The sequence below is a fragment of the Burkholderia sp. Tr-862 genome (genome assembly GCF_011753085.1).
In the GTDB taxonomy this organism is placed as follows: domain Bacteria; phylum Pseudomonadota; class Gammaproteobacteria; order Burkholderiales; family Burkholderiaceae; genus Burkholderia; species Burkholderia ambifaria.
Genome location: NZ_VWWG01000027.1, coordinates 1 through 19,679, shown reverse-complemented (window position 1 = coordinate 19,679; position 19,679 = coordinate 1). Strand labels below are relative to the sequence as shown.

Annotated in this window: 18 protein-coding genes; 12 read left to right on the top strand and 6 right to left on the bottom strand. The window is 66.3% G+C overall.

The features are described 5' to 3' along the window. The first annotated feature begins 40 nt into the window (after positions 1-40). A complete protein-coding gene (locus F3J14_RS11175) occupies positions 41-604 on the top strand; it encodes a molybdenum cofactor biosynthesis protein MoaE (RefSeq protein WP_166723027.1) in 564 nt (187 codons plus the stop codon). Between the two features lie 61 nt (positions 605-665). Beyond that, positions 666-923, top strand: coding sequence for a molybdopterin converting factor subunit 1 (gene moaD / locus F3J14_RS11170; RefSeq protein WP_166723058.1), 258 nt, complete (start codon positions 666-668; stop codon positions 921-923). 53 nt (positions 924-976) lie between these two features. Here moaD and F3J14_RS11165 read toward each other — a convergent pair whose 3' ends face one another. Then, positions 977-1,639, bottom strand: coding sequence for a glutathione S-transferase family protein (locus tag F3J14_RS11165; RefSeq protein WP_166723026.1), 663 nt, complete (start codon positions 1,637-1,639; stop codon positions 977-979). 158 nt (positions 1,640-1,797) lie between these two features. Between F3J14_RS11165 and F3J14_RS11160 the strand changes: the two genes are divergently transcribed. The 5 genes from F3J14_RS11160 (at position 1,798) to acnB (ending at position 7,149) form a co-directional block, all read left to right on the top strand. Next, positions 1,798-2,115 carry a hypothetical protein gene (locus F3J14_RS11160; protein WP_211080345.1) on the top strand — a complete coding sequence of 106 codons (318 nt, stop codon included), beginning with the start codon at positions 1,798-1,800 and terminating at the stop codon, positions 2,113-2,115. A gap of 76 nt (positions 2,116-2,191) precedes the next feature. Continuing rightward, positions 2,192-2,800: a glutathione S-transferase family protein gene (locus F3J14_RS11155; protein ID WP_166723025.1), complete on the top strand. Its 609-nt coding sequence runs from the start codon at positions 2,192-2,194 to the stop codon at positions 2,798-2,800. Positions 2,801-2,952: 152 nt separating this feature from the next. Continuing rightward, positions 2,953-3,834, top strand: coding sequence for an NmrA family NAD(P)-binding protein (locus tag F3J14_RS11150; protein WP_166723024.1), 882 nt, complete (start codon positions 2,953-2,955; stop codon positions 3,832-3,834). Positions 3,835-3,878: 44 nt separating this feature from the next. Beyond that, entirely contained in the window at positions 3,879-4,337 is a 459-nt protein-coding gene (locus tag F3J14_RS11145; RefSeq protein ID WP_166723023.1) for a MarR family winged helix-turn-helix transcriptional regulator, read from the top strand. A gap of 226 nt (positions 4,338-4,563) precedes the next feature. Next, positions 4,564-7,149: a bifunctional aconitate hydratase 2/2-methylisocitrate dehydratase gene (gene acnB, locus F3J14_RS11140; RefSeq protein ID WP_166723022.1), complete on the top strand. Its 2,586-nt coding sequence runs from the start codon at positions 4,564-4,566 to the stop codon at positions 7,147-7,149. Between the two features lie 126 nt (positions 7,150-7,275). On the opposite strand, the gene F3J14_RS11135 is transcribed toward acnB, so the two are convergent. Beyond that, positions 7,276-8,199: a LysR family transcriptional regulator gene (locus tag F3J14_RS11135; protein ID WP_166723021.1), complete on the bottom strand. Its 924-nt coding sequence runs from the start codon at positions 8,197-8,199 to the stop codon at positions 7,276-7,278. Positions 8,200-8,266: 67 nt separating this feature from the next. Between F3J14_RS11135 and F3J14_RS11130 the strand changes: the two genes are divergently transcribed. Continuing rightward, entirely contained in the window at positions 8,267-8,884 is a 618-nt protein-coding gene (locus F3J14_RS11130) for a LysE family transporter (protein ID WP_166723020.1), read from the top strand. A 22-nt stretch (positions 8,885-8,906) separates the two neighbouring features. On the opposite strand, the gene F3J14_RS11125 is transcribed toward F3J14_RS11130, so the two are convergent. Then, on the bottom strand, positions 8,907-10,043 hold the full coding sequence (locus F3J14_RS11125) for a succinylglutamate desuccinylase/aspartoacylase family protein (protein WP_166723019.1): 1,137 nt from the start codon (positions 10,041-10,043) through the stop codon (positions 8,907-8,909). Between the two features lie 44 nt (positions 10,044-10,087). Beyond that, positions 10,088-11,236: a succinylglutamate desuccinylase/aspartoacylase family protein gene (locus F3J14_RS11120; protein ID WP_166723018.1), complete on the bottom strand. Its 1,149-nt coding sequence runs from the start codon at positions 11,234-11,236 to the stop codon at positions 10,088-10,090. Between the two features lie 281 nt (positions 11,237-11,517). Here F3J14_RS11120 and F3J14_RS11115 point away from each other — a divergent pair, with 281 nt between their 5' ends. Both F3J14_RS11115 and F3J14_RS11110 read left to right on the top strand, forming a co-directional pair. Beyond that, on the top strand, positions 11,518-12,300 hold the full coding sequence (locus F3J14_RS11115) for an ABC transporter substrate-binding protein (protein WP_166723017.1): 783 nt from the start codon (positions 11,518-11,520) through the stop codon (positions 12,298-12,300). An 80-nt stretch (positions 12,301-12,380) separates the two neighbouring features. Next, positions 12,381-13,505 (top strand): aminotransferase, encoded by a 1,125-nt coding sequence (locus F3J14_RS11110; RefSeq protein WP_166723016.1) that lies wholly within the window; start codon positions 12,381-12,383, stop codon positions 13,503-13,505. Positions 13,506-13,561: 56 nt separating this feature from the next. On the opposite strand, the gene F3J14_RS11105 is transcribed toward F3J14_RS11110, so the two are convergent. Next, positions 13,562-14,989, bottom strand: a complete 1,428-nt coding sequence (locus tag F3J14_RS11105; RefSeq protein ID WP_166723015.1) for a PLP-dependent aminotransferase family protein — start codon at positions 14,987-14,989, stop codon at positions 13,562-13,564. A gap of 547 nt (positions 14,990-15,536) precedes the next feature. On the opposite strand from F3J14_RS11105, the gene F3J14_RS11100 reads away from it, so the two are divergent. Beyond that, on the top strand, positions 15,537-17,711 hold the full coding sequence (locus F3J14_RS11100; RefSeq protein ID WP_166723014.1) for a DUF4132 domain-containing protein: 2,175 nt from the start codon (positions 15,537-15,539) through the stop codon (positions 17,709-17,711). Positions 17,712-17,721: 10 nt separating this feature from the next. Here the strand turns inward: F3J14_RS11100 and F3J14_RS11095 are convergent, their stop codons facing one another. After that, positions 17,722-19,134 (bottom strand): PLP-dependent aminotransferase family protein, encoded by a 1,413-nt coding sequence (locus tag F3J14_RS11095; RefSeq protein ID WP_166723013.1) that lies wholly within the window; start codon positions 19,132-19,134, stop codon positions 17,722-17,724. 231 nt (positions 19,135-19,365) lie between these two features. Between F3J14_RS11095 and F3J14_RS11090 the strand changes: the two genes are divergently transcribed. Then, a partial coding sequence (locus tag F3J14_RS11090; RefSeq protein ID WP_166723012.1) for an FAD-dependent oxidoreductase occupies positions 19,366-19,679 on the top strand: 314 nt, incomplete at its 3' end.

Sequence of the window (19,679 nt, the reverse complement as noted above, 5' to 3'; positions counted from 1 at the left end):
CGCGCGAAGCGGCGCGCACCGCTTACAGGAGAACCCCGTCATGACGAGTTTCACCGAATCCCGTGGCGCGCCACCCGACGATCCGTCGCGTGACGGCAGCCATCCCGAGCCATCCGCGCTGCACACCGAACCGCCGCCGGCGATTGCCGCCGGCTTCGAGGTGCGGGTGCAATACGCGGCGATCGACGCCGGCGTCGAGATCGCGCCGATCGTTCGCAATCCGAATGTCGGCGCGGTCGTGAATTTCCTCGGCGTCGTGCGCAACGAAGGCGACGTCGACGACGTGATCGCGCTCGAAGTCGAGCACTATCCGACGATGACCGAGCAGGCGCTCTGGAGCATCGTCGAGGAAGCCGGCGCGCGCTGGCAGCTCGAAGCGGTCAGGATCGTGCATCGCGTCGGGCGGATTCCGCTCGGCCACGCGGTCGTGATCGTCGTGGTCGCCGCCGCGCATCGCGCATCGGCGTTCGATGCGTGCGAGTTCATCATGGACTTCGTGAAAACGCACGCGCCATTCTGGAAGAAGGAGATCCGGCATGACGGCGTGTCCGGCTGGGTCGAGCCGAAGGCGCATGACGACCAGGCGATGCGGCGATGGGGATGAACGTGCCGGTCATGCCTTTTCCGCTGTCGCCGCTTCCTCCGATTTCGCCCGGGACATCGCCATGAAACTGACGATCAAATACTTTGCGAGCATTCGCGAACAACTGCATACCGACGAGGAAGTCGTCGAGATCGATGCGGATGAGGTCACCGTCGACGCGCTGCGCGGCACGCTCGCCGCACGCGACGCGCGTAGCGGAGAAGCGCTGCAAATGGATCGGCCGGTGCGGGTGGCCGTGAATCTCGAGATGGTGACGGGCGGTTTCGTCGTGCGGGAGGATAGCGAGGTGGCGTTCTTTCCGCCGGTGACGGGCGGGTGATCCGTTCGCATCGAGCAGCGATCGGCGATCGCCGCTCAATGCGAAACCGATGGCTAGTCGAGCCCGCGAAGGAAGTCCGGAACCGGATGATCGATCGAAGTGAGATAACCCGCCATCGCGCCGGCCACTTTCCGCACGGCCGGACGCGCGGTCATCCGTTCGCGCCACGCGAGCAGGTTCGGCGTCTCGGCCGTCATCGGCGCGCCCTTGCGCGCGCCGAACAACTGCGCCATATAGAACGCGATGTCCGCGTAGGAATAGGTTTCCGCCAGATATTCCCGGTCCGCCAGCACGCCTTCCATGCGTCGATAGTATTGCCGCGCTGCGTCGCGCGCGGCCTGCGCGTCGGGATGGTCCGGCGTCGCTTCGAGGCCCATCAGCCGGATGACGTGCGGAAAATAGATCTCGTCGCTGCAGTGCTCAAGCTGACGCGCAACGGCGCGCGCCTTCGGCTGCGCCGGCCATAACGCGGGATCGGGCTTCAGGTCCTCGAGATATTCGAAGATCTGCGTGGAATCGAAAATCTCCAGCTCGCCGTCGATCAGCACCGGCACCTGGCGCTTCGGGTTGATGCGCAGGACGTCAGGATGCTTCGGGTCGTAGCCGCGCTGCTGGCTGAACGGCGCCAGCACGCGCTCGAAGGCGATGCCCTTCTCGTGCGCCGCGATCTCGACCTTCGCGCCGAACATGCTCAGCGGACCGGTGATGATTTTCATCTGTCGCTCCTCCATGGGTTTTCACGTCGTGACGGTCACGGTGACGCTTCCTGCGGGTCGGCGCCATTCGTTCAGCGAGACGCCGGCGCGCGCCGCTCAGACTCGCCTCGGCGCGCCTGCCGAAGCGCCGCACATATTCGGTCGGACTCACGCTCTCCGTGTCCGGCGCAGTCACGCCGACGACGATTACGGGTTGCCGTCCAGGCTGCCGCTCGGGTCGAGCGGAACGTTATCACAACCTCCTCGTGCGCTACGCGGCGCCGGAAGACGCGCCCAAGATGAGTGACGGTGAGTTGACCGAAAGCTGCGACCTGCCGATGATCTGGATGTATTCGCCGATGCTCGACCGCCTTCGCCAGACCGACGGCGGCTGGCGAATCGCGGCGCTCTGCGTCGGCGGCTCGACGACGAATCGTCGACTGACGCCGCAGGACACCTCCGCCGCGGCGATGCGGCCATTCCTGCCCGCCGCATGAAGGCCCGCGCCGCTCGACATTCGCGCGATTCGCTCGGCGCCACGACCTCCCGTGGACATCAACCAGAGACCCGCTCATGGCAATCCGTCGTTATGGAGCACGAACAGGCAACTGCCGAAGGGCCGCCATTGCGCTGGCGGAAGCCGGTATCCCGTATTCCGTGAGCCAGATGGACCTGAAGGCAGGCGCGCACAAATCCGCTGCGTTTCGCGCGCTCAACCCACGCGGTCTCGTGCCGGTCATGGTCGAAGACGGCAACGCAGGCGCCGACCTCGTCCTCACCCAGTCGAACGCGATCATGCTCTATGCGGCGAGCCGATCCGGCGAGCGCCTCGCGCCCGATCAAGGGCGGGAAGCCGCGTTGTTCCTCGATCGCTGGTTCTATTTCATCACCGAAGTGATCGCACCGAACGGCAGTGCTTTCGCGCTCGCGCAGCAAGGCGACGAACCGGGCGCCCGATGGCTGGCCGGGCGCTCGCTCGATGCGCTCATTCACGCCGAGCGATTCCTGACCCACAGCCCGTATCTCGCCGGCGATACGTTCACGCTCGTGGACATCGCCGCCTATACGAGTGCCTTCGCCATGACCCAGGACCTCGACTGGTCCGCCTTGCCCCTGCTCCATGCGTGGTACGCGCGGATCGGCGCGCGGCCTGGCGTCGCCCAAGGCATGGCGGCGTTCTAGCCGCACACCGCTCCGGGCTCCGCGGCGGGCCGAAACGTTTCGACCATCGCCGCGCCGTTGCCGCCCCAAATTAAAGACTTGCACATAAGAGCATATGCTCCTACATTGACACATAGGAGCATATGCTCTTACTTTCATAGAGGAATTCAGTCATGAACGAAACATCGATTCTTGTCAGCGGCGCGACCGGCCGCACCGGCGGTGCCGCCATCGACGAACTGCTGCAGATGGGCAAGCGCGTGCGCGCCTATGTCCGCTCGGACGACGAACGCGCCGCCGCGCTGCGCGCACGCGGCGTCGACATCGCCGTCGGCGATTTCACCGACATCGATACGATCCGCGCCGCGATGGAAGGCGTGAGCGCGGCCTACTTCCTGCATCCGATCGCACCGGGCATCGTCGGGGCCGCGGCGTATTTCGCGCAGGCCGCGAAGGAAGCCGGCGTCGGCGCCATCGTCAACATGTCGCAAATTTCGGCACGACGCGAATCGACGAGCCACGCGGCCCAGGACCACTGGGTTTCCGAACGCGTGTTCGACTGGTCGGGCGTACCGACGACGCACCTGCGCCCCACCTTCTTCGCGGACTGGCTCGTCTATCCGCACTTCGCGAAGGAAATCCGGGCCACGAAGAAGATCGAGTTTCCTTTCGAGGACGGCCGCCACGCGCCGATCAGCACGGACGATCAGGGCCGGGTCATCGCTCATCTGCTGGCGAAGCCGGCCGGCCATGGAGGCCAGACCTACACGCTGCATGGCCCGGTGGAACTGAATCACACGGAAATCGCGGCGATGATGAGCGACGTGCTCGGCATCAAGATCGAATATGCTCCGGCTTCGATCGAGGCGTTCAAGCAAAAGATGGAGCAACTGTACAAGTTTCCTCCGTTCCTCGTGCAGCACCTCGTGGAAGTCGCCCAGCATTATCGTGAGGGCGTCTTCCAGGGTACCAACGATGTGGTCGAGAAAATCACGGGCACCCCGGCGCTGTCGGTGCCGGCCTTCATCGAGAAGTACCGCGGCGCTTTTGCGTGACATCGCGTGAATCCGGCAATTTGCCAACATCAAGGAGAAGAGAAATGCGGGCGAACGACCAACCCGTCGGGGTGGATCAATGCAATTGCTTTACGGTGAGGAAGGCCGCCCGTCAGATCTCGCGTCTTTACGATGCGCATCTCCAGCCGTCGGGCCTGCGTATCACGCAGTTCCTGATCCTCGCCACGTTGAACGAGCGCGAGCGCGCGTCGGTCAATGCGCTGGCCGAGCGCCTCGACATCGAGCGCACGGCGATGGGAAAAATGGTTGGCGTTCTGGAGCGGGACGGCTTCGTCACGATGCGACCGTCGCCGGAGGACGGTCGTATCCGCATCGTCGAGCTCACGCCTGAAGGCACGAAGCTCTTCGAGCGGGCGACACCGCTGTGGCGCGAAGCGCAGCATCAGTTCAGCGTACTGAACGGCGCGCAAAACGTGGAAGTATTGCGCCGCAGCCTCGCACAGATGCAAGTGGGGACCGATTCCGCGTCTGCCCCGGAATGAATACCTTCGGGGGTCGCGACGCGGTCGGCTTCCGCTCGACCGCCGCGCCGCGACCTGCAACGGGGAAGTCTTAAAATCCAACTCTTATATAAGACATAAGACATTTGACGCCTGACCGTATTGCGATTAGAATCCCCGTCGAAAGCAGTGAAGCAGTGTCCGGAACAGCAGCCTCGGCGTGCCTGGAAAGCCCTTCCCCTGAAACGCAATCTCAGCAGGTCCCCCCATGCTTGAAAACTTTCGTGCTCACGTGGCCGCCCGCGCCGCGCTCGGTATTCCCCCTCTGCCGCTGACGGCTCAGCAAACCGCCGAGCTGGTGGAACTGCTGGCGAACCCGCCCGCAGGCGAAGAGCAGACGCTAGTCGACCTGATCACGCACCGCGTCCCCGCCGGCGTCGACGAAGCCGCCCGCGTGAAGGCCGGCTTCCTGGCCGCCGTCGCGAAGGGCGAGACGGCCTGCCCGCTGATCTCGCGCGAGCGGGCGACCGAACTGCTCGGCACGATGCTCGGCGGCTACAACATCCAGCCGCTGATCGAGCTGCTGTCCGACGACGCCGTCGCGGCCGTCGCGGCCGACGCGCTGAAGAAAACCCTGCTGATGTTCGACCAGTTCCATGACGTGAAGGAACTCGCCGACAAGGGCAACGCCCACGCGAAGGCCGTGCTGCAGAGCTGGGCCGACGCCGAATGGTTCACGAGCCGTCCGGAAGTGCCGGAAAGCCTGACCATCACCGTGTTCAAGGTCACGGGCGAAACCAACACCGACGACCTGTCGCCGGCGCCGGACGCCACCACCCGCCCGGACATCCCGATGCACGCGCTCGCGATGCTGAAGAACGCCCGCCCCGGCATTACGCCGGAAGAAGACGGCAAGCGCGGCCCGGTCAAGTTCATCGAATCGCTGAAGGAAAAGGGTCACCTGGTCGCCTACGTCGGCGACGTGGTCGGCACCGGCTCCTCGCGCAAGTCGGCCACCAACTCGGTGCTGTGGTTCACCGGCGAAGACATCCCGTTCGTCCCGAACAAGCGCTTCGGCGGCGTGTGCCTCGGCGGCAAGATCGCCCCGATCTTCTACAACACGATGGAAGACGCCGGCGCGCTGCCGATCGAACTCGACGTGTCGCAGATGGAAATGGGCGACGTGGTCGAACTGCGCCCGTACGAAGGCAAGGCGCTGAAGGACGGCAACGTGATCGCCGAATTCCAGGTCAAGTCGGACGTGCTGTTCGACGAAGTGCGCGCCGGCGGCCGCATTCCGCTGATCATCGGCCGAGGCCTGACCGCGAAGGCGCGTGAAGCGCTGGGCCTCGCACCGTCGACGCTGTTCCGCCTGCCGCACCAGCCGGCCGACAGCGGCAAGGGCTTCTCGCTCGCGCAGAAGATGGTCGGCCGCGCATGCGGTTTGCCGGAAGGCCAGGGCGTGCGTCCGGGCACGTACTGCGAACCGAAGATGACCTCGGTCGGCTCGCAGGACACCACGGGCCCGATGACCCGCGACGAACTGAAGGATCTGGCGTGCCTCGGCTTCTCGGCCGACCTCGTGATGCAGTCGTTCTGCCACACCGCCGCCTATCCGAAGCCGGTGGACGTGAAGACGCACCAGACGCTGCCGAACTTCATCAGCACGCGTGGCGGCATCGCGCTGCGCCCGGGCGACGGCGTGATCCACTCGTGGCTGAACCGCATGCTGCTGCCCGACACCGTCGGCACCGGCGGCGACTCGCACACGCGCTTCCCGATCGGCATCAGCTTCCCGGCAGGCTCGGGCCTGGTCGCGTTCGCGGCCGCCACCGGCACGATGCCGCTGGACATGCCGGAATCGGTGCTGGTCCGCTTCAAGGGCAAGATGCAGCCGGGCGTCACGCTGCGTGACCTGGTCAACGCGATTCCGCTGTACGCGATCAAGCAGGGCATGCTGACGGTCGCCAAGCAAGGCAAGAAGAACATCTTCTCGGGCCGCATTCTCGAGATCGAAGGCCTGCCCGACCTGAAGGTCGAGCAAGCGTTCGAGCTGTCGGATGCGTCGGCCGAGCGTTCGGCGGCCGGTTGCTCGGTGCACCTGAACAAGGAACCGATCATCGAGTACCTGAACAGCAACATCACGCTGCTCAAGTGGATGATCGCGCAGGGCTATCAGGATCCGCGCAGCCTGCAGCGCCGTATCGCGGCGATGGAGCAGTGGCTGGCCGACCCGCAACTGCTGTCGCCGGATGCCGACGCCGAATACGCGGCCGTCATCGAGATCGACCTGGCCGACATCCACGAGCCGATCGTTGCGTGCCCGAACGACCCGGACGACGTGAAGACGCTGTCCGACGTCGCAGGCGCCACGATCGACGAAGTGTTCATCGGCTCGTGCATGACCAACATCGGTCACTTCCGTGCCGCGTCGAAGCTGCTGGAAGGCAAGCGCGACATCCCGGTCAAGCTGTGGGTCGCGCCGCCGACCAAGATGGACCAGAAGCAGTTGACGGAAGAAGGTCACTACGGCGTGTTCGGCACGGCCGGCGCGCGCACCGAAATGCCGGGCTGCTCGCTGTGCATGGGCAACCAGGCACAGGTGCGCGAAGGAGCGACTGTGATGTCGACGTCGACCCGCAACTTCCCGAACCGCCTGGGCAAGAACACGAACGTGTACCTCGGCTCGGCGGAACTGGCGGCGATCTGCTCGCGTCTGGGCCGGATCCCGACCAAGGAAGAGTACATGGCCGACATGGGCGTGCTCACCGCGGACGGCGACAAGATCTACAAGTACATGAACTTCGACCAGATCGAAGACTTCAAGGAAGTCGCCGACACCGTGCAGATCTAAGCATGCGGTCGAGCTGCGGCGGGTCGTACCCGCCGTAGCGACACGCAATGGCGCCGCGGGCTGCATGCCTGCGGCGCCATTTTTTTTTGGATGTCGCCGACGTCGCGCAGCGACCCGGCTCGCGCGTCAGGCCATCGTCCTCAGCCAGTCGAGCAGCGCCGACTGCGCGCTTCCGTCCTTTACCGGCTCCGGCGTCAGCAGGCAATAGTGCGAGCCGTCTTCGACGAAACCCATCGGCGCGACCAGGACCCCGCTTTTGAGGTCGTCGCGAACGAGGTGCCACGGGCCGATTGCGACACCCAGCCCTGCGACGGCCGCCTGAAGGCTGAAATAGAAATGGTCGAACATCTGCCCACGTCCGCTACCCGCCGGTTGATGCGCGGCGGCCGCCCATTCCTTCCATGCGTCCGGCCGCGTGCGCGTATGCAGTCGCGGCGCGCCCCGCTTCAACGCGTGGCCATCGCGACTGTCGGAAAACCACGTATCGACGCGATCCGGCCGGCACACCGGCCCCACCCTTTCGGTGAACAGGCGCTCGGCGTGATACCCCGCAGGCCACGCAAAGTCGTTGCGGCGGATCGCGATATCGATGCCGTGATCGAACGAGAACGGGCCGCCCGCCGCGGCGAGTTGGATATCGACGCGCGGATAGGTTGCCTGGAAGTCCGGCCAGCGCGGAATCAGCCAGCGCATCAGCAGCGTGGGTTCGCACGACAGCACCCAACGCTGCGCACGGGCCGCGTCGGTCCGTAACTCGTGCGCGGCCTGCCTCATCAGGTGCAGGCCGTCATGGACGGCCTGCGCGAGCTTGCGGCCCGCGTCGGTCAGGAACACGCGACGACTGCGCCGCTCGAACAACGCCACAGCCAGGTCGTCTTCGAGCAGACGCACCGCGCGACTGACCGCGCCGTGCGTCACGTGCAGTTCGTCGGCCGCACGGCTGAAATGCTCGTGGCGCGCCGCCGCTTCGAAGCAGCGCAGGGCCATCAGCGACGGCAGAGCAGCACGGACGTTCTGTGAGCCAAACTCACCATCCTGGTCAGAAATCATCGCTTTTCCCGGCGAATCGTGATCCCTAATATTGGCGCATCACGAAGAAAACCGAAAGGACGATGCAATGACGGAATGGATAGTCGTAGTCACCATCACTATGCTGGCCGTGATCAGCCCGGGGCCGGATTTCGCGATGGTCACGCGCAACAGCCTGATGCTGTCGCGCCGTTCGGGCTTGCTCACCGCATGGGGGATCGGACTCGGCGTGACGGTTCACGTCAGCTACACGCTGCTCGGCGTGGGCCTGCTGATCCGTCAATCGCTGTGGCTTTTCAATGCCGTCAAGCTCGTCGGCGCGATCTACCTGATCTATCTCGGCGCGAAGATGCTCGCGGCCAGGCCAGCCGATGGCCGGCCCGCGATGCATGTCGCACCGCTGTCCGATCTCGCGGCGCTGCGCACCGGCTTTCTGACCAACGCATTGAATCCGAAAACCACCGTGTTCATCGTCAGCCTGTTCATGCAGGCCGTCCGCCCGGACACGCCGTTGTACGTGCAGATCGGCTATGGCGTGTTCATCGCGCTGGCACATGCAGGCTGGTTCAGCCTGGTGGCGGTCTGTTTCTCCGCCGATGCCGTCCGCGATCGCTTGTTGTCGTTACGTCACTGGATCGATCGCACCTTCGGTGTCTTGCTCGTCGGCTTCGGGGTGATGCTGGCCGTCGCGCGCGGCAGTCGCTGAGCGACGAGCTGCCGACCCAACGTCAATCCGGCAACAGCGCCCCGCTCACCCGCCCCGGTATCGGATCGCGGCCGGCAATCATAGCGATGCGCTGCCCGGCCAGCACGAAGGGCACATGCATCCTCGCCACCAGCATCCCCGATGTGCGTGAGCGCACCGCCACGCGATGCTGCGCGCCGTCCGCTGCCGCATCGACGATTTCCGCGATCACCGCATCGGCGTCGACGTGCCCGCCCACGGGCACCTTCCAGCACACGATGCCGGTACGATCGGCCTTCACGTGATCAACCGCCTCCAGCGCGGCCACGGCCGGCGCGGCATGCGCAAGCGTCGCACTGCGATCGGCGACGATCGCCTCGGTTCGCAGGAACTCGATCAACCCGTCCGCATCGCCGCGAGCGAGCGCATCGGATACGTCGCGCTGCCCGCGCAGTTCGACGACCGCCGAAAAACCCGGCCCCGCTTCATCGTCGCGCCAACCCGGCACGCCGCGCTTGCGCAATTGCGCCCACGCATCGTGAAACGCCTGGTCGAACGTACCGCCACCCGCATGTTCCTCGAGCAGCAGTATCGGCGCATCCAGGCAGCGCGCCAACGCCGTCGCGCGCGCCTCGTGCGCCCAGTTGCCGTACACGTGCATCACCGCCGTCTTGTCGCAATGCAAGTCGAGCGCGATGTCGTGCGCGAATGCGCGATGCAGCAGGATCGCCTTCAGATAGTCGACCGGATCAGCGGCGCCAGCCGGCGGCGCCGATAACGCCGTCAGCCATGCCTTCGCGTCCCGCACGCTGCGCGGCACGTCGCCCGCCGCAATCCGCCGCGCGACCGCGGCCCGCATGTCCGGAAAGCGCCGATCGAAATTGCCGCTGCCCGCACAATCGAAACGCCCGGTCAGCGCGCCGCCGATGCACTGCTGCATGCCGATCGGATTGGCCCACGTCATGACGGCCACGCGCCCGCCCAGCATGCCGGTACGCTCGAGCGCGGCGAGCCGTTCAAGCAGATGCTGGATGACCAGCAGCCCCGGCACCTCCCCGGCGTGCAGCGCGGCCTGAACGTAGAGCGAGCGCGCGGCGCCCGCGGGGCCGAACGTGTATTCACGCAACGCGATGCGCATGCCCGGCGCCGTTCCCGGCAGCGGGATTTCCAGCTGTTCCATCCGGCACTCCTGTCGTCGGATCGATACGATACGTGTGGCCGATCTCAGAAATCGAGCAGCAGATGCCCGGCATCCCGTTCCGCGAGCGCGGTGTCGCCGGCGATCAGCGCCGCGCGCTGCCCGGGCCGCACCAGCTTCTGCAGTTGCCGCACGACCATCACACCGTCGATCGGGCTGACCACCGGCATGCGCGCGTTGATCCCGTCGCCGTCGAGACGCACGACTTCCGCGAACGTCTCGCCCGCGACGATGCGCTCGCCCGGTGCGCGCCGATAGGCGATCACGCCCGCACACGGACACCGCACATGGGCGGCACCCTGCAGCGGCAACACGGCAGGCACGACGTCCGGCCCCTCTTCGCCATCACCGGTTTCCGGCAGCGACAGGATTCCTTCGGCGTGCGCGAAGCGCAACAGGTTGCGCGCGTCGCGCCGCGCCAGCGCATCGTCGACGTCGGTCTGGCCGCGCAGCTCGATCGTCGCCGAGAAGCCGCCCTGCGCTTCGTCGAAGATGCCGGCCTGTTGCAGCGCGCCCCACGCGCTCGAATGCGTCTGGTCAAACGCGCCGCCGCCGGTGCCGTGCGGCTCCAGCATGACCACCGGCGCGCCGATCATCCGTGCAACCGTCTCGGCCCGCGTGCGCTGCAACGTCGATGCGTAGACGTGCGCGATCGCGTCGGTGTCGCAATGCAGGTCGAGAACGATGTCGTGATCGACCGCCAGTCTCGCCAACGCGAGCTTCATCGCGGCCGCCGGCGTCAGTTCGCTGCGCGCGCCGAGCAGCTCGCGGAACAACCGCTTCCAGTCCTGCCGCGTCATGTCGCGTGCCTCCGGCGCGTCGAGACGCTGCGCGACCGCGCGGTCCAGCAACGGGAAATTGCGATTGAAGTTCTCGCCGTTCTCGAAATCGAAGCGCCCGACGACCGGCCCGAACAGGCGCTGCGACAACCCGATCGGGTTCGCATACGGCACGACCGTGACGGCCCCGGCGATGCGTCCCGCGCGATCGAGCTCGTGCAATGCGTCGAGCAGGTGCTGGAGCACGAGCAGCCCCGGATGTTCGTCCGCGTGCAACCCGGCCTGCAGATACAGGTTGCGCCCGGCGTCGGGATTGCCGAAACGGTGTGCGCTCAGATGAAGCGCGACACCCGGTGCCGGCGACGGCAAAGGCAGTTCGATACGTTGATAGGTCACCTGCTGTCTCCTCGAACGGATTCCGGTGCGCAGTCACGAGAGGCCCGAACGCGCGCTTCGCGGCTCGCCGCCGACTGGCTTGATGCGCGTCGATGCCCTCGTCACACCGTCCAAATTAATTAGATTTTTAGTCTACTATGGACAATATGTTTCTGAAAGAAGATACTTGGCAGCACCGTCCGTCATAGACGACCTGTCCCGCTTTACGGTGCGCCGCAGCAGATTTCACGGCCCCGGCCGGCCACGGGCGACGGTCCTCCTTTCACCCTTATGGAGTTCGCATGAACCTCAAGCATCTGGTCGTCGCAGTCGCGTTGTCCACGGGCCTGTCCGGACTAGCGTTCGCGGATAACGCCGCAACGCTCAGGATCGGCATCGAAGCCGCGTATCCGCCGTTCGAAAGCAAGACCGCGTCCGGGCAGCTCCAGGGCTTCGACATCGACATCGGCAACGCCATTTGCGAGAAGATGAAGGTACGGTGCGTGTGGGTCGAGAACGTCTATGACGGCCTGTTGCCGGCGCTGCACGCACGCAAGTTCGACATGGTCAATTCGGCGATGAACATCACGCAGAAGCGCAAGCAGATCGTCGACTTCACGTCGCCGGTCTATGCGGTGCCGATGGTGTTCGTCGCCCGCAAGGACTCCGGATTGTTGCCGGATCCCGCGCGCCTGAAGGGCAAGCACATCGGCGTGCTGCAGGCATCCGCGCAGGAGGATTTTCTGAAGCGCAACTGGGAGCCGCGCGGCGTCACGATCACGCCGTATTCGGATCAGAATCTCGTCTACGCCGATCTCGCATCCGGGCGCCTCGATGCCGCCGTGCAGGAATCGCAAACCGCGCAGGAAGGTTTCCTCGACAAGCCTGAAGGCCGCGCGTTCGCGATCCTCGGCGAGCCGATCCGCGACCCCGCGACGCTCGGCGAAGGTGTCGGGATGGCGTTCCGCAAGCAGGACGCCGAACTGCGCGGCAAGGTGTCCGCCGCACTCGACGCATTGAAGAAGGACGGTACGCTGAGCCGCCTGTCGGTCCACTATTTCAAGCGCGACATCATCGTCAGGTAGCCCGCGATCGCGACGAGCCTGCCCGTTTCAATCTGTACGCGGCCGCCTGCCGCGCCACCCCAACCGAGAAAGGAACGACCATGAAGATCAAGGAATTCGGCGTCGAACGCTGGATGGATCTGTACGAGAACCGCTGTACGTACAACCTCGCGGAAACGTGCGTCGAATCGCTGACCGTCGATCAGCTGCTGACGATGACCGGCAGGCAGGACACGCTGCTCGACGAGCTGCGGCCGATGAAGCTCACGTATGGCGCGATCGAAGGCACGCCGCGCCTGCGCGAAGCGATCGCGTCGACCTACGCGCGCCAGTCGGCCGCCAATGTGATCGTCACGCACGGCGCGATCGGCGGCAACGCGCTCATCTATGAAACGCTGGTCGAGCCAGGCGATACGGTCGTGTCGGTGTTGCCAACCTACCAGCAGCACTACTCGATTCCGGAAAGCTACGGCGCGAACGTGAAGGTGCTGAAGCTGCGCGAGGAAAACGGGTTCCTGCCCGATCTCGACGCACTCGCGTCCCTCGTCGACGACAAGACGCGCCTGATCGCGATCAACAACCCGAACAACCCGACCGGCTCGCTGATGGACGAAGCGCTGCTCGGCAAGATCGTCGAGATCGCGAAACGCTGCGGCGCGTACGTACTGTGCGACGAGGTCTATCGCGGCACCGACCAGGCCGGCAGCGGCTACAGCGCATCGATCGCCGACCTGTACGAACGCGGGATCAGCACGGCGAGCATGTCGAAGACGTACTCGCTCGCCGGGCTGCGTCTCGGCTGGATCGCCGGGCCGGTCGAGCTGATCCACGCGGTGAGCGTCCATCGCGACTACAACACGATCAGCGTCGGGATGATCGACGACTACCTCGCGACGCTCGCGCTCGAGCACCGCGACGTGATCCTGAAGCGCAGTCACGACATCGTGCGCACCAACCTCGCGATTCTCGAAGCATGGGTCGAACGCGAGCCGGCGATTTCCTGGGTCAAGCCGAAGTCCGGCACGACGGCGCTGCTCAAGTATGCGTTCGACATGCCGTCGCGCGCGTTCTGCACGGAGCTGATCGAGGCAACCGGCGTGATGTTCACGCCGGGCAGCGCACTCGACATGGAAGGCTATGTGCGGATCGGTTATGCCAACAACCGGACCGTGCTCGAGCAAGGGCTCGCGCGCGTGTCGGAGTATTTACGCGCGAAGGCCGGCTGAGCGCGGCACACCGGCATCGGACAGGCCGGTGCGTGCGACGCGCACCGGCCTTCGCTTCACGACTGCATGCAGGATGCCGCGAGCTTCCCGACGGCGATCACCGCCTGTTCGATTTCCGGCGACCATGGGCTGCTGTAGTTCAGCCGGATGAAGTTCCGGTAGTTGTCCGTGATCGAGAACATGTAGCCGGGGCCGATCGTGATGCCCTGCTCCAGCGCGAGCTGGTACAGGCGCATCGCGTCCACCTGTGCCGGCAGCTCGACCCACAGCACGTATCCGCCCGCCGGGCTCGAGATGCGCGTGCCTTCCGGGAAGAACCTCGACACCATCGCGCGCATCAGGTTCGCCTGCTGCGCATAGGCCTTGCGAATCCGCCGCAGGTGATGCTCGTAGCCGTCGCGTTCGAGAAACTCGGCGATCGCGAGCTGCGGCAGCGACGGCGTCGCCAGCGTGTTCAGAAACTTCAGCTTCTCGACCTGATCCCGATAGCGCCCCGGCAACGCCCAGCCGATCCGGTAGGCGGCCGTCAGGCTCTTCGAGAACGATGAACAGTGCAGCACGATCCCGGTGCGGTCATAGGACTTCAGCGCGCTCGGATGCGACTCGCCGAAATACAGTTCGTTGTACACGCCGTTCTCGATGATCGGCATGTCGGCTTTCGTTGCGTATTCAACCAGTTCGCGCTTGCGCTCGTCGGGCATCTGGAAGCCGAGCGGGTTCTGGAAGTTCGGCATCACCATGCACGCGGCGATCGGCTGCGACTTTGCGATCGTCGCCAGCGCCGCGATGTCGATTCCGTATTCCGGGTGCGTCGCGACCTCGATCGCCTTCATCCCCATCCGCTCGATCGCGTGCAGCATCGCGTAGAACGTCGGCGACTCCACCGCGATCGTGTCACCGGGTTTCGCAACCGCCTGCAGGCACAGATTGATCGCCTCCGTCGCGCCGACCGTCACGATGATCTCGTTCGGATCGACCGACATCCCGTTTTCCAGATAGCGTCGCGCGATCTGCCGGATCAGGCGCGGATGACCCGGCGGCAGGCCGTCCGTCACGCCCCACAGCGACTTGTCGCGGCCGGCTGCATACGCATAGCGGTTCAGCTTCTCGAACGGAAACAGGCTCGGATCCGGATACGGCGAGCCGAGCGGCACGGCGTCGTCGGTGCCGATCGAGCGCAGCGTCGACAGCACGAGCCGGCTCATGTCGACGGACGACGAGATCGCGATCGGCTTCGACGGCCGCAGCTCACGCACCGGCGCGTGGTTGTCGTCGCGGCGCAGGTTCACGAAGTAACCCGACTGCGGGCGGCTTTCCAGCAGCCCGCGGCTTTCGAGCAGCAGGTACGCGTGCAGCACGGTCGTGATGCTGATCCGGTGCTGCTGGCTCGCCTGCCGCACCGACGGAATCCGGTCGCCGTGCCGGTACACGCCCTGGCGGATCAGACGCTCGATGTCGTCTGCGAGTTTTTCGTAGAGCTTCATCGCGTGCTCCCCGCCGGCCTGCGCATACGTGCCGCCGCCCCGTGCGCGTCCGATACGCGCGTGTTCTGCCCGCCGACCGGGCTGCCGTTCTGCCTGATTGCTCCCTCCGGTTTTGCCTTTTCCATCGCAGTGGCTCGCTTTTTAAGATGCGCCGGAGGATTCCGTTACAACGGGATCCGCGGCACTGTGCACTTGATGGACGAATGTTAAGAGAAGAACAGTTGGCGGCGGGTACACACATCGATCACGCGAACAAGAGTACAGTTCGGCGCACATCGCGCATGGCGGGACAACTGTACATCTTATGAAATGGCCGAACGGCCGGCGGGCTTGCGCGGCGCGGTTGGATCGCCCGGCACGCCCGCCGTGCGGGCCTTTGTCGACTACCGCAATTGGGGTGCAATACTGTGCGCCCGCACGGTTTTTCATTGCCGGAGCCAGACCATGCAATACAGATCGAACAGGCAGTCGGGCCGGGCGACGCAATCCGCGCCGCCCGGCAAGGACGGAAATGGCGTCAGAACACCACAACCGACCGGGAAAGCGCATGACTGATCACGCCCTCGTTGCGCTGCTAGTCGCACGGCTGACCGGCACGGCCGACCATCGCCGCTTCACCGGCACGCCGATCGATCTGTCGGCGCTCGATGCGCGTGCGCTCGGCGCGGTCTGGCCGGCATTGCGCCGCGTCGAGCACGAGATCCTGCAGCGCGACCACGCGTACGACGACCCGCGCGCCGAATTCGCGCGCTGGCTGCGCCAGCAGATCGATGCGCTCGGCCTCGCGCCGCGCGTAGACGCTGAGGCGGCGCTCGAGCTGTTCCGCGACATTCCGGCCGGCGGATGGAAGCATGCGCTGGAGGATCTGCCCTGCCTGGACGCACTGCCGTCGCCCGCGCTGCAGGCCGAACTCGCCCGCATCGCCGCCGAACCGGAGGAAGGCGGAATGCGGGCGGCGTCCGCGTATGGCGCGTATGCGCTCGACTGGTTCGCCGGCCGCCGCGACTTCTCGGCGCGACGCGATGCGTATGCGCAAGCGCTGGCGGACTCGCCGTTTCGCGTGCGCGAACTCGACGTGCTGCCCGAGCTCGGCGCGGCCGCACTGCTCGCGCTGGCCGCGACGAACGACGGCTATTTCGCGCCGAAGCGGCTGTGGATCGACTTCAGCGATCCGGCGGTCACGCTCGCGGAAGACGTCGCGTATGTCGCATTCGCGCGCGACGCGCTGACCCAGGCCGCGCGGCAGGTCGCGGCGCTTCATGCCGGCACCGTGCCGTACGAAGCCGACCGCGCGTTCACGACCGACGACGCGCAGGTCGTCGCGCGCGCCGCGCGCGTGGCCGCCTATCGCGACGAAGCCTGGCTGCGCCCGCTGATCGGGCCGCTGCTGACGGGCGTGTGCGTCGCGCCGACCGCCGCGAAGACCGCGCCGTCGCAGTCGCTCGCGATCGCACTCGGCCACGCGGTCGAGACGATCCCGACGCCCGAGAGCGTGCGCGCGCTGCGCGACGCGCTGGCCGTCGTGCGTCATGCGGGCGTGCAGAAGAAGCTCGCGCGCAACCTGAAACCGGCCGAACGCGCGCTCGGCGAGCGGCCGCACACCGCGCTGCGGATGACGCTCGACGCGAAGCCCGACAAGAAGCAGCTCGCGATGCTTGCCACTTGCATGGAAGCCGGCTTCTGGCAGCCGATGTCGCTCGGCCACGCCGAATGGCGCGAGCGGCTCGTCGATGCGCCAGCCGGCGCCGCGTTCTCCGCGCGAATGATCTGGCAGGCACGCGGCCGCGATGGCGCGACGCAGTCGTTCATGCCTGAGATCGCGAAGGGCAAGGTCGTGCCGCGCGACGCGGCCGGCCGCGCATGCGACATTGCGGGCGACAGCGACATCCGGCTCTGGCACCCGCTGCTGGCCGACGCGGACGAGCGGCTCGCGTGGCAGCGCGCGATCGTCGGCCGTTCGCTGCGGCAACCGGTCCGGCAGGCCTTCCGCGAGTATTACGTGCCGGCAGATGACGACGCGTCGGCCAGCGATTGCGCGATGTTCGAAGGTCACGTGCTGTCGAGCCGGCCGCTGCTCGGCGTCGCGCGCCGCGAAGGCTGGTCGATCCGCGCGTACGACGACGGGCTCGTCCGCGAATTCGGCGACGTGCGCGCCACCTTCCTCGTCGACGCGCGGCTCTATCCCGGTTCGGAAAGCCACGGCACGTCGCGCCGGCTGTACGTCGAGCGCCGGCACGAACGGCACTGGGCGCCCGTGCCGATCGGCGAGATCGACCGCGTCGTCTTCTCCGAAATTGCGCGCGCGGTCGACCTGCTCGTCAGCGTGGCCGCGTTCGCGCTCGACGACGACGCAACGCGCGCGGCCGCCGCGACACTCGCGACGGACCCGGTCCGCCAGCACGCGCTCGACACGGAACGCCGGCACCGCCTGAACCGGTTGTCGGATCTTCCATTGAACGTGATGGCGCGCCATCGCCGGCACGTGCTGTCACTCGTGTTCGCCGAACCGGTTGCGCAAGGGAGGATCGCGATCGACGAACGCCACGTGCGCGTCGGCGCGTGGGCGGTGCATTGCGCGACCGGACGCGTGACGCGCGACGGCGAGCCCGTCGAGCCCGCGATCGAGCCGCCGCCGTCGCCGCTGCGCGCGGTGCCGTGGCTGCCTTACGACGAAGCGCTGCTGCAGCGGATCGTCGACGTCGTCGCGGGGTTGCTCGACTGAGTGGGTGCCGTCAGATCGAGCCGAACAGCGCGCGCGGCCGGTCCTTCAGCGTGCCGGACAGGATCCGCAGCCCGTTGACGAGTTCGTCTCGCGTGGCCGGGCACGCGAGGTTGATGCGCACGCCGTGCTCGAGTTCCGCGCGATCGACCGCGAACGTCGACGACGGCATCACGATCACGCCGCGCGCCTTCGCGTTCGCGGCGAAGTCGTCGGCGCGCCACGGCGGCGGCAGCCGCAGCCACACGAACATGCAGGCGGGGTCGGACTTCAGTTGCCCGGCCGGCAGCAGCTCCCGCGCGAGATCGACGCGCGCGCGGATCTCCGCGAGTTGCGCGGCCATGATCCGCTCGGCGGTACCGTCCTCGATCCACACCGTGGCGATCAGCATCGACGTGGGCGCCGGCATCCATGCGGTGGTGCGCACCGCTTCCGCGCACAGCGCGACGCTGTCGCGCGGGCAGCTCAGATAGCCGAGGCGCAGCCCCGGCGCGAGAATCTTCGACGTCGCGCCGATATGAAACGTCAGCTCGGGGCACAGCCCCGCGATCGCCGGCAGCCGGTCGCGCACGAGCGGCCCGTATACGTCGTCTTCGATGATCGTCACGTGATGGCGCCGCGCGATATCGACGAGCGCCATCCGGCGCGCGAGGCTCATCGTCGTCACGGTCGGGTTCTGCAGGTTCGGCACGACGAAGATCGCCTTGACGGGCATGCGTTGGCAGATCCGTTCGATCTCGTCGGGCAGCAGGCCGTCGTCGTCGGCCGGCGCGCTGACGATCTCGAACTGGAACACCGGCGCGAGCGCCTTCAGGCCGTAATACGTGAGGCGGTCGGCGACGATCACGCCCTCGGTGCCGATCAGGCTGTTCAGCACCGCATAGAGCCCGTGCTGCGCACCGCTCGTGACGACCACCTGGTCGCGCGACGGCGCGAAGCCCGGTGCGGCGAGCCACTGCGCGCCGGCCGCGCGTGCCCAGTCGGGCCCCTGCGGCGGCTGGTATTCCTGCAGCGATGCGAAACGCGGATCGTCCGGCAGCTCACCGAACGTCCGTGCGAGGTTCGCGAGGAACTCGCCCGTCGCCGGACGGTTCACCGTCAGGTCGATCACGCCGTTGCCCGCCGCGAGCGACGCCCGGGCCGGCTCGATGCTCGGCATCGCGCCGCCGGTGACGAGCGAGCCGCGCCGCTTGCTGCCGATCACGAGGCCACGCAGCTGCAACTCCTTGTACGCACGCGACACGGTCGACACGTTGATGCCGAGCTCGGTCGCGAGCTGGCGCTGCGGCGGCAGACGGCTACCCGGCGGGTACATGCCGTTGCGGATTTCCGCCTCGATCGAGCTCGATACCTCGACATAGGTCGGCCGCTTCGCCTGCGCCGGCGCGCCGTCGTCTCGCTCTCCGGAAATTTTGTTTGCTGCCATGTATCGCCCGTGCCCACACAAAAAACGTTTGTCTGCCGTTTAAACCTGTCCGGCGATTGTATCCGACATCCCCTTCCGATCAAACATCTGCCGAAAAGGCTGGCGAATCAGCGGGTTGGAATCGGGTAAACGCTAGCGCCACACAATCGATTTTTGATTGCACACAAAAAATTACTGTGTGATTCTTAATCCCATCTTTGTGTGAACCAGGTGTGCCGGAGGAGAGGCGTCATGGCGAACATCGCCATCGTGGGTGCAGGTTTCATCGGGCTCGGCGCGGCGGCATGGCTGCAGCGCGACGGGCATCGCGTCACGCTGTTCGATCCGGCCGGGGTCGGCCACGGCGCATCGTTCGGCAACGCCGCGACGTTCGCGCCGTATGGCTGCGTGCCCGTCAACGGCCCGTCCGTGTTCCGCGACATGCCGCACTTCCTGTTCGCCGCCGACAGCCCGCTGCGCATCCGCTGGCCCTACCTGCTGCGCGGCGCGCCGTGGCTCGCGCGATTCCTCGCCGCGTCGACGCCCGCGCGTCACGCACGCAGCGC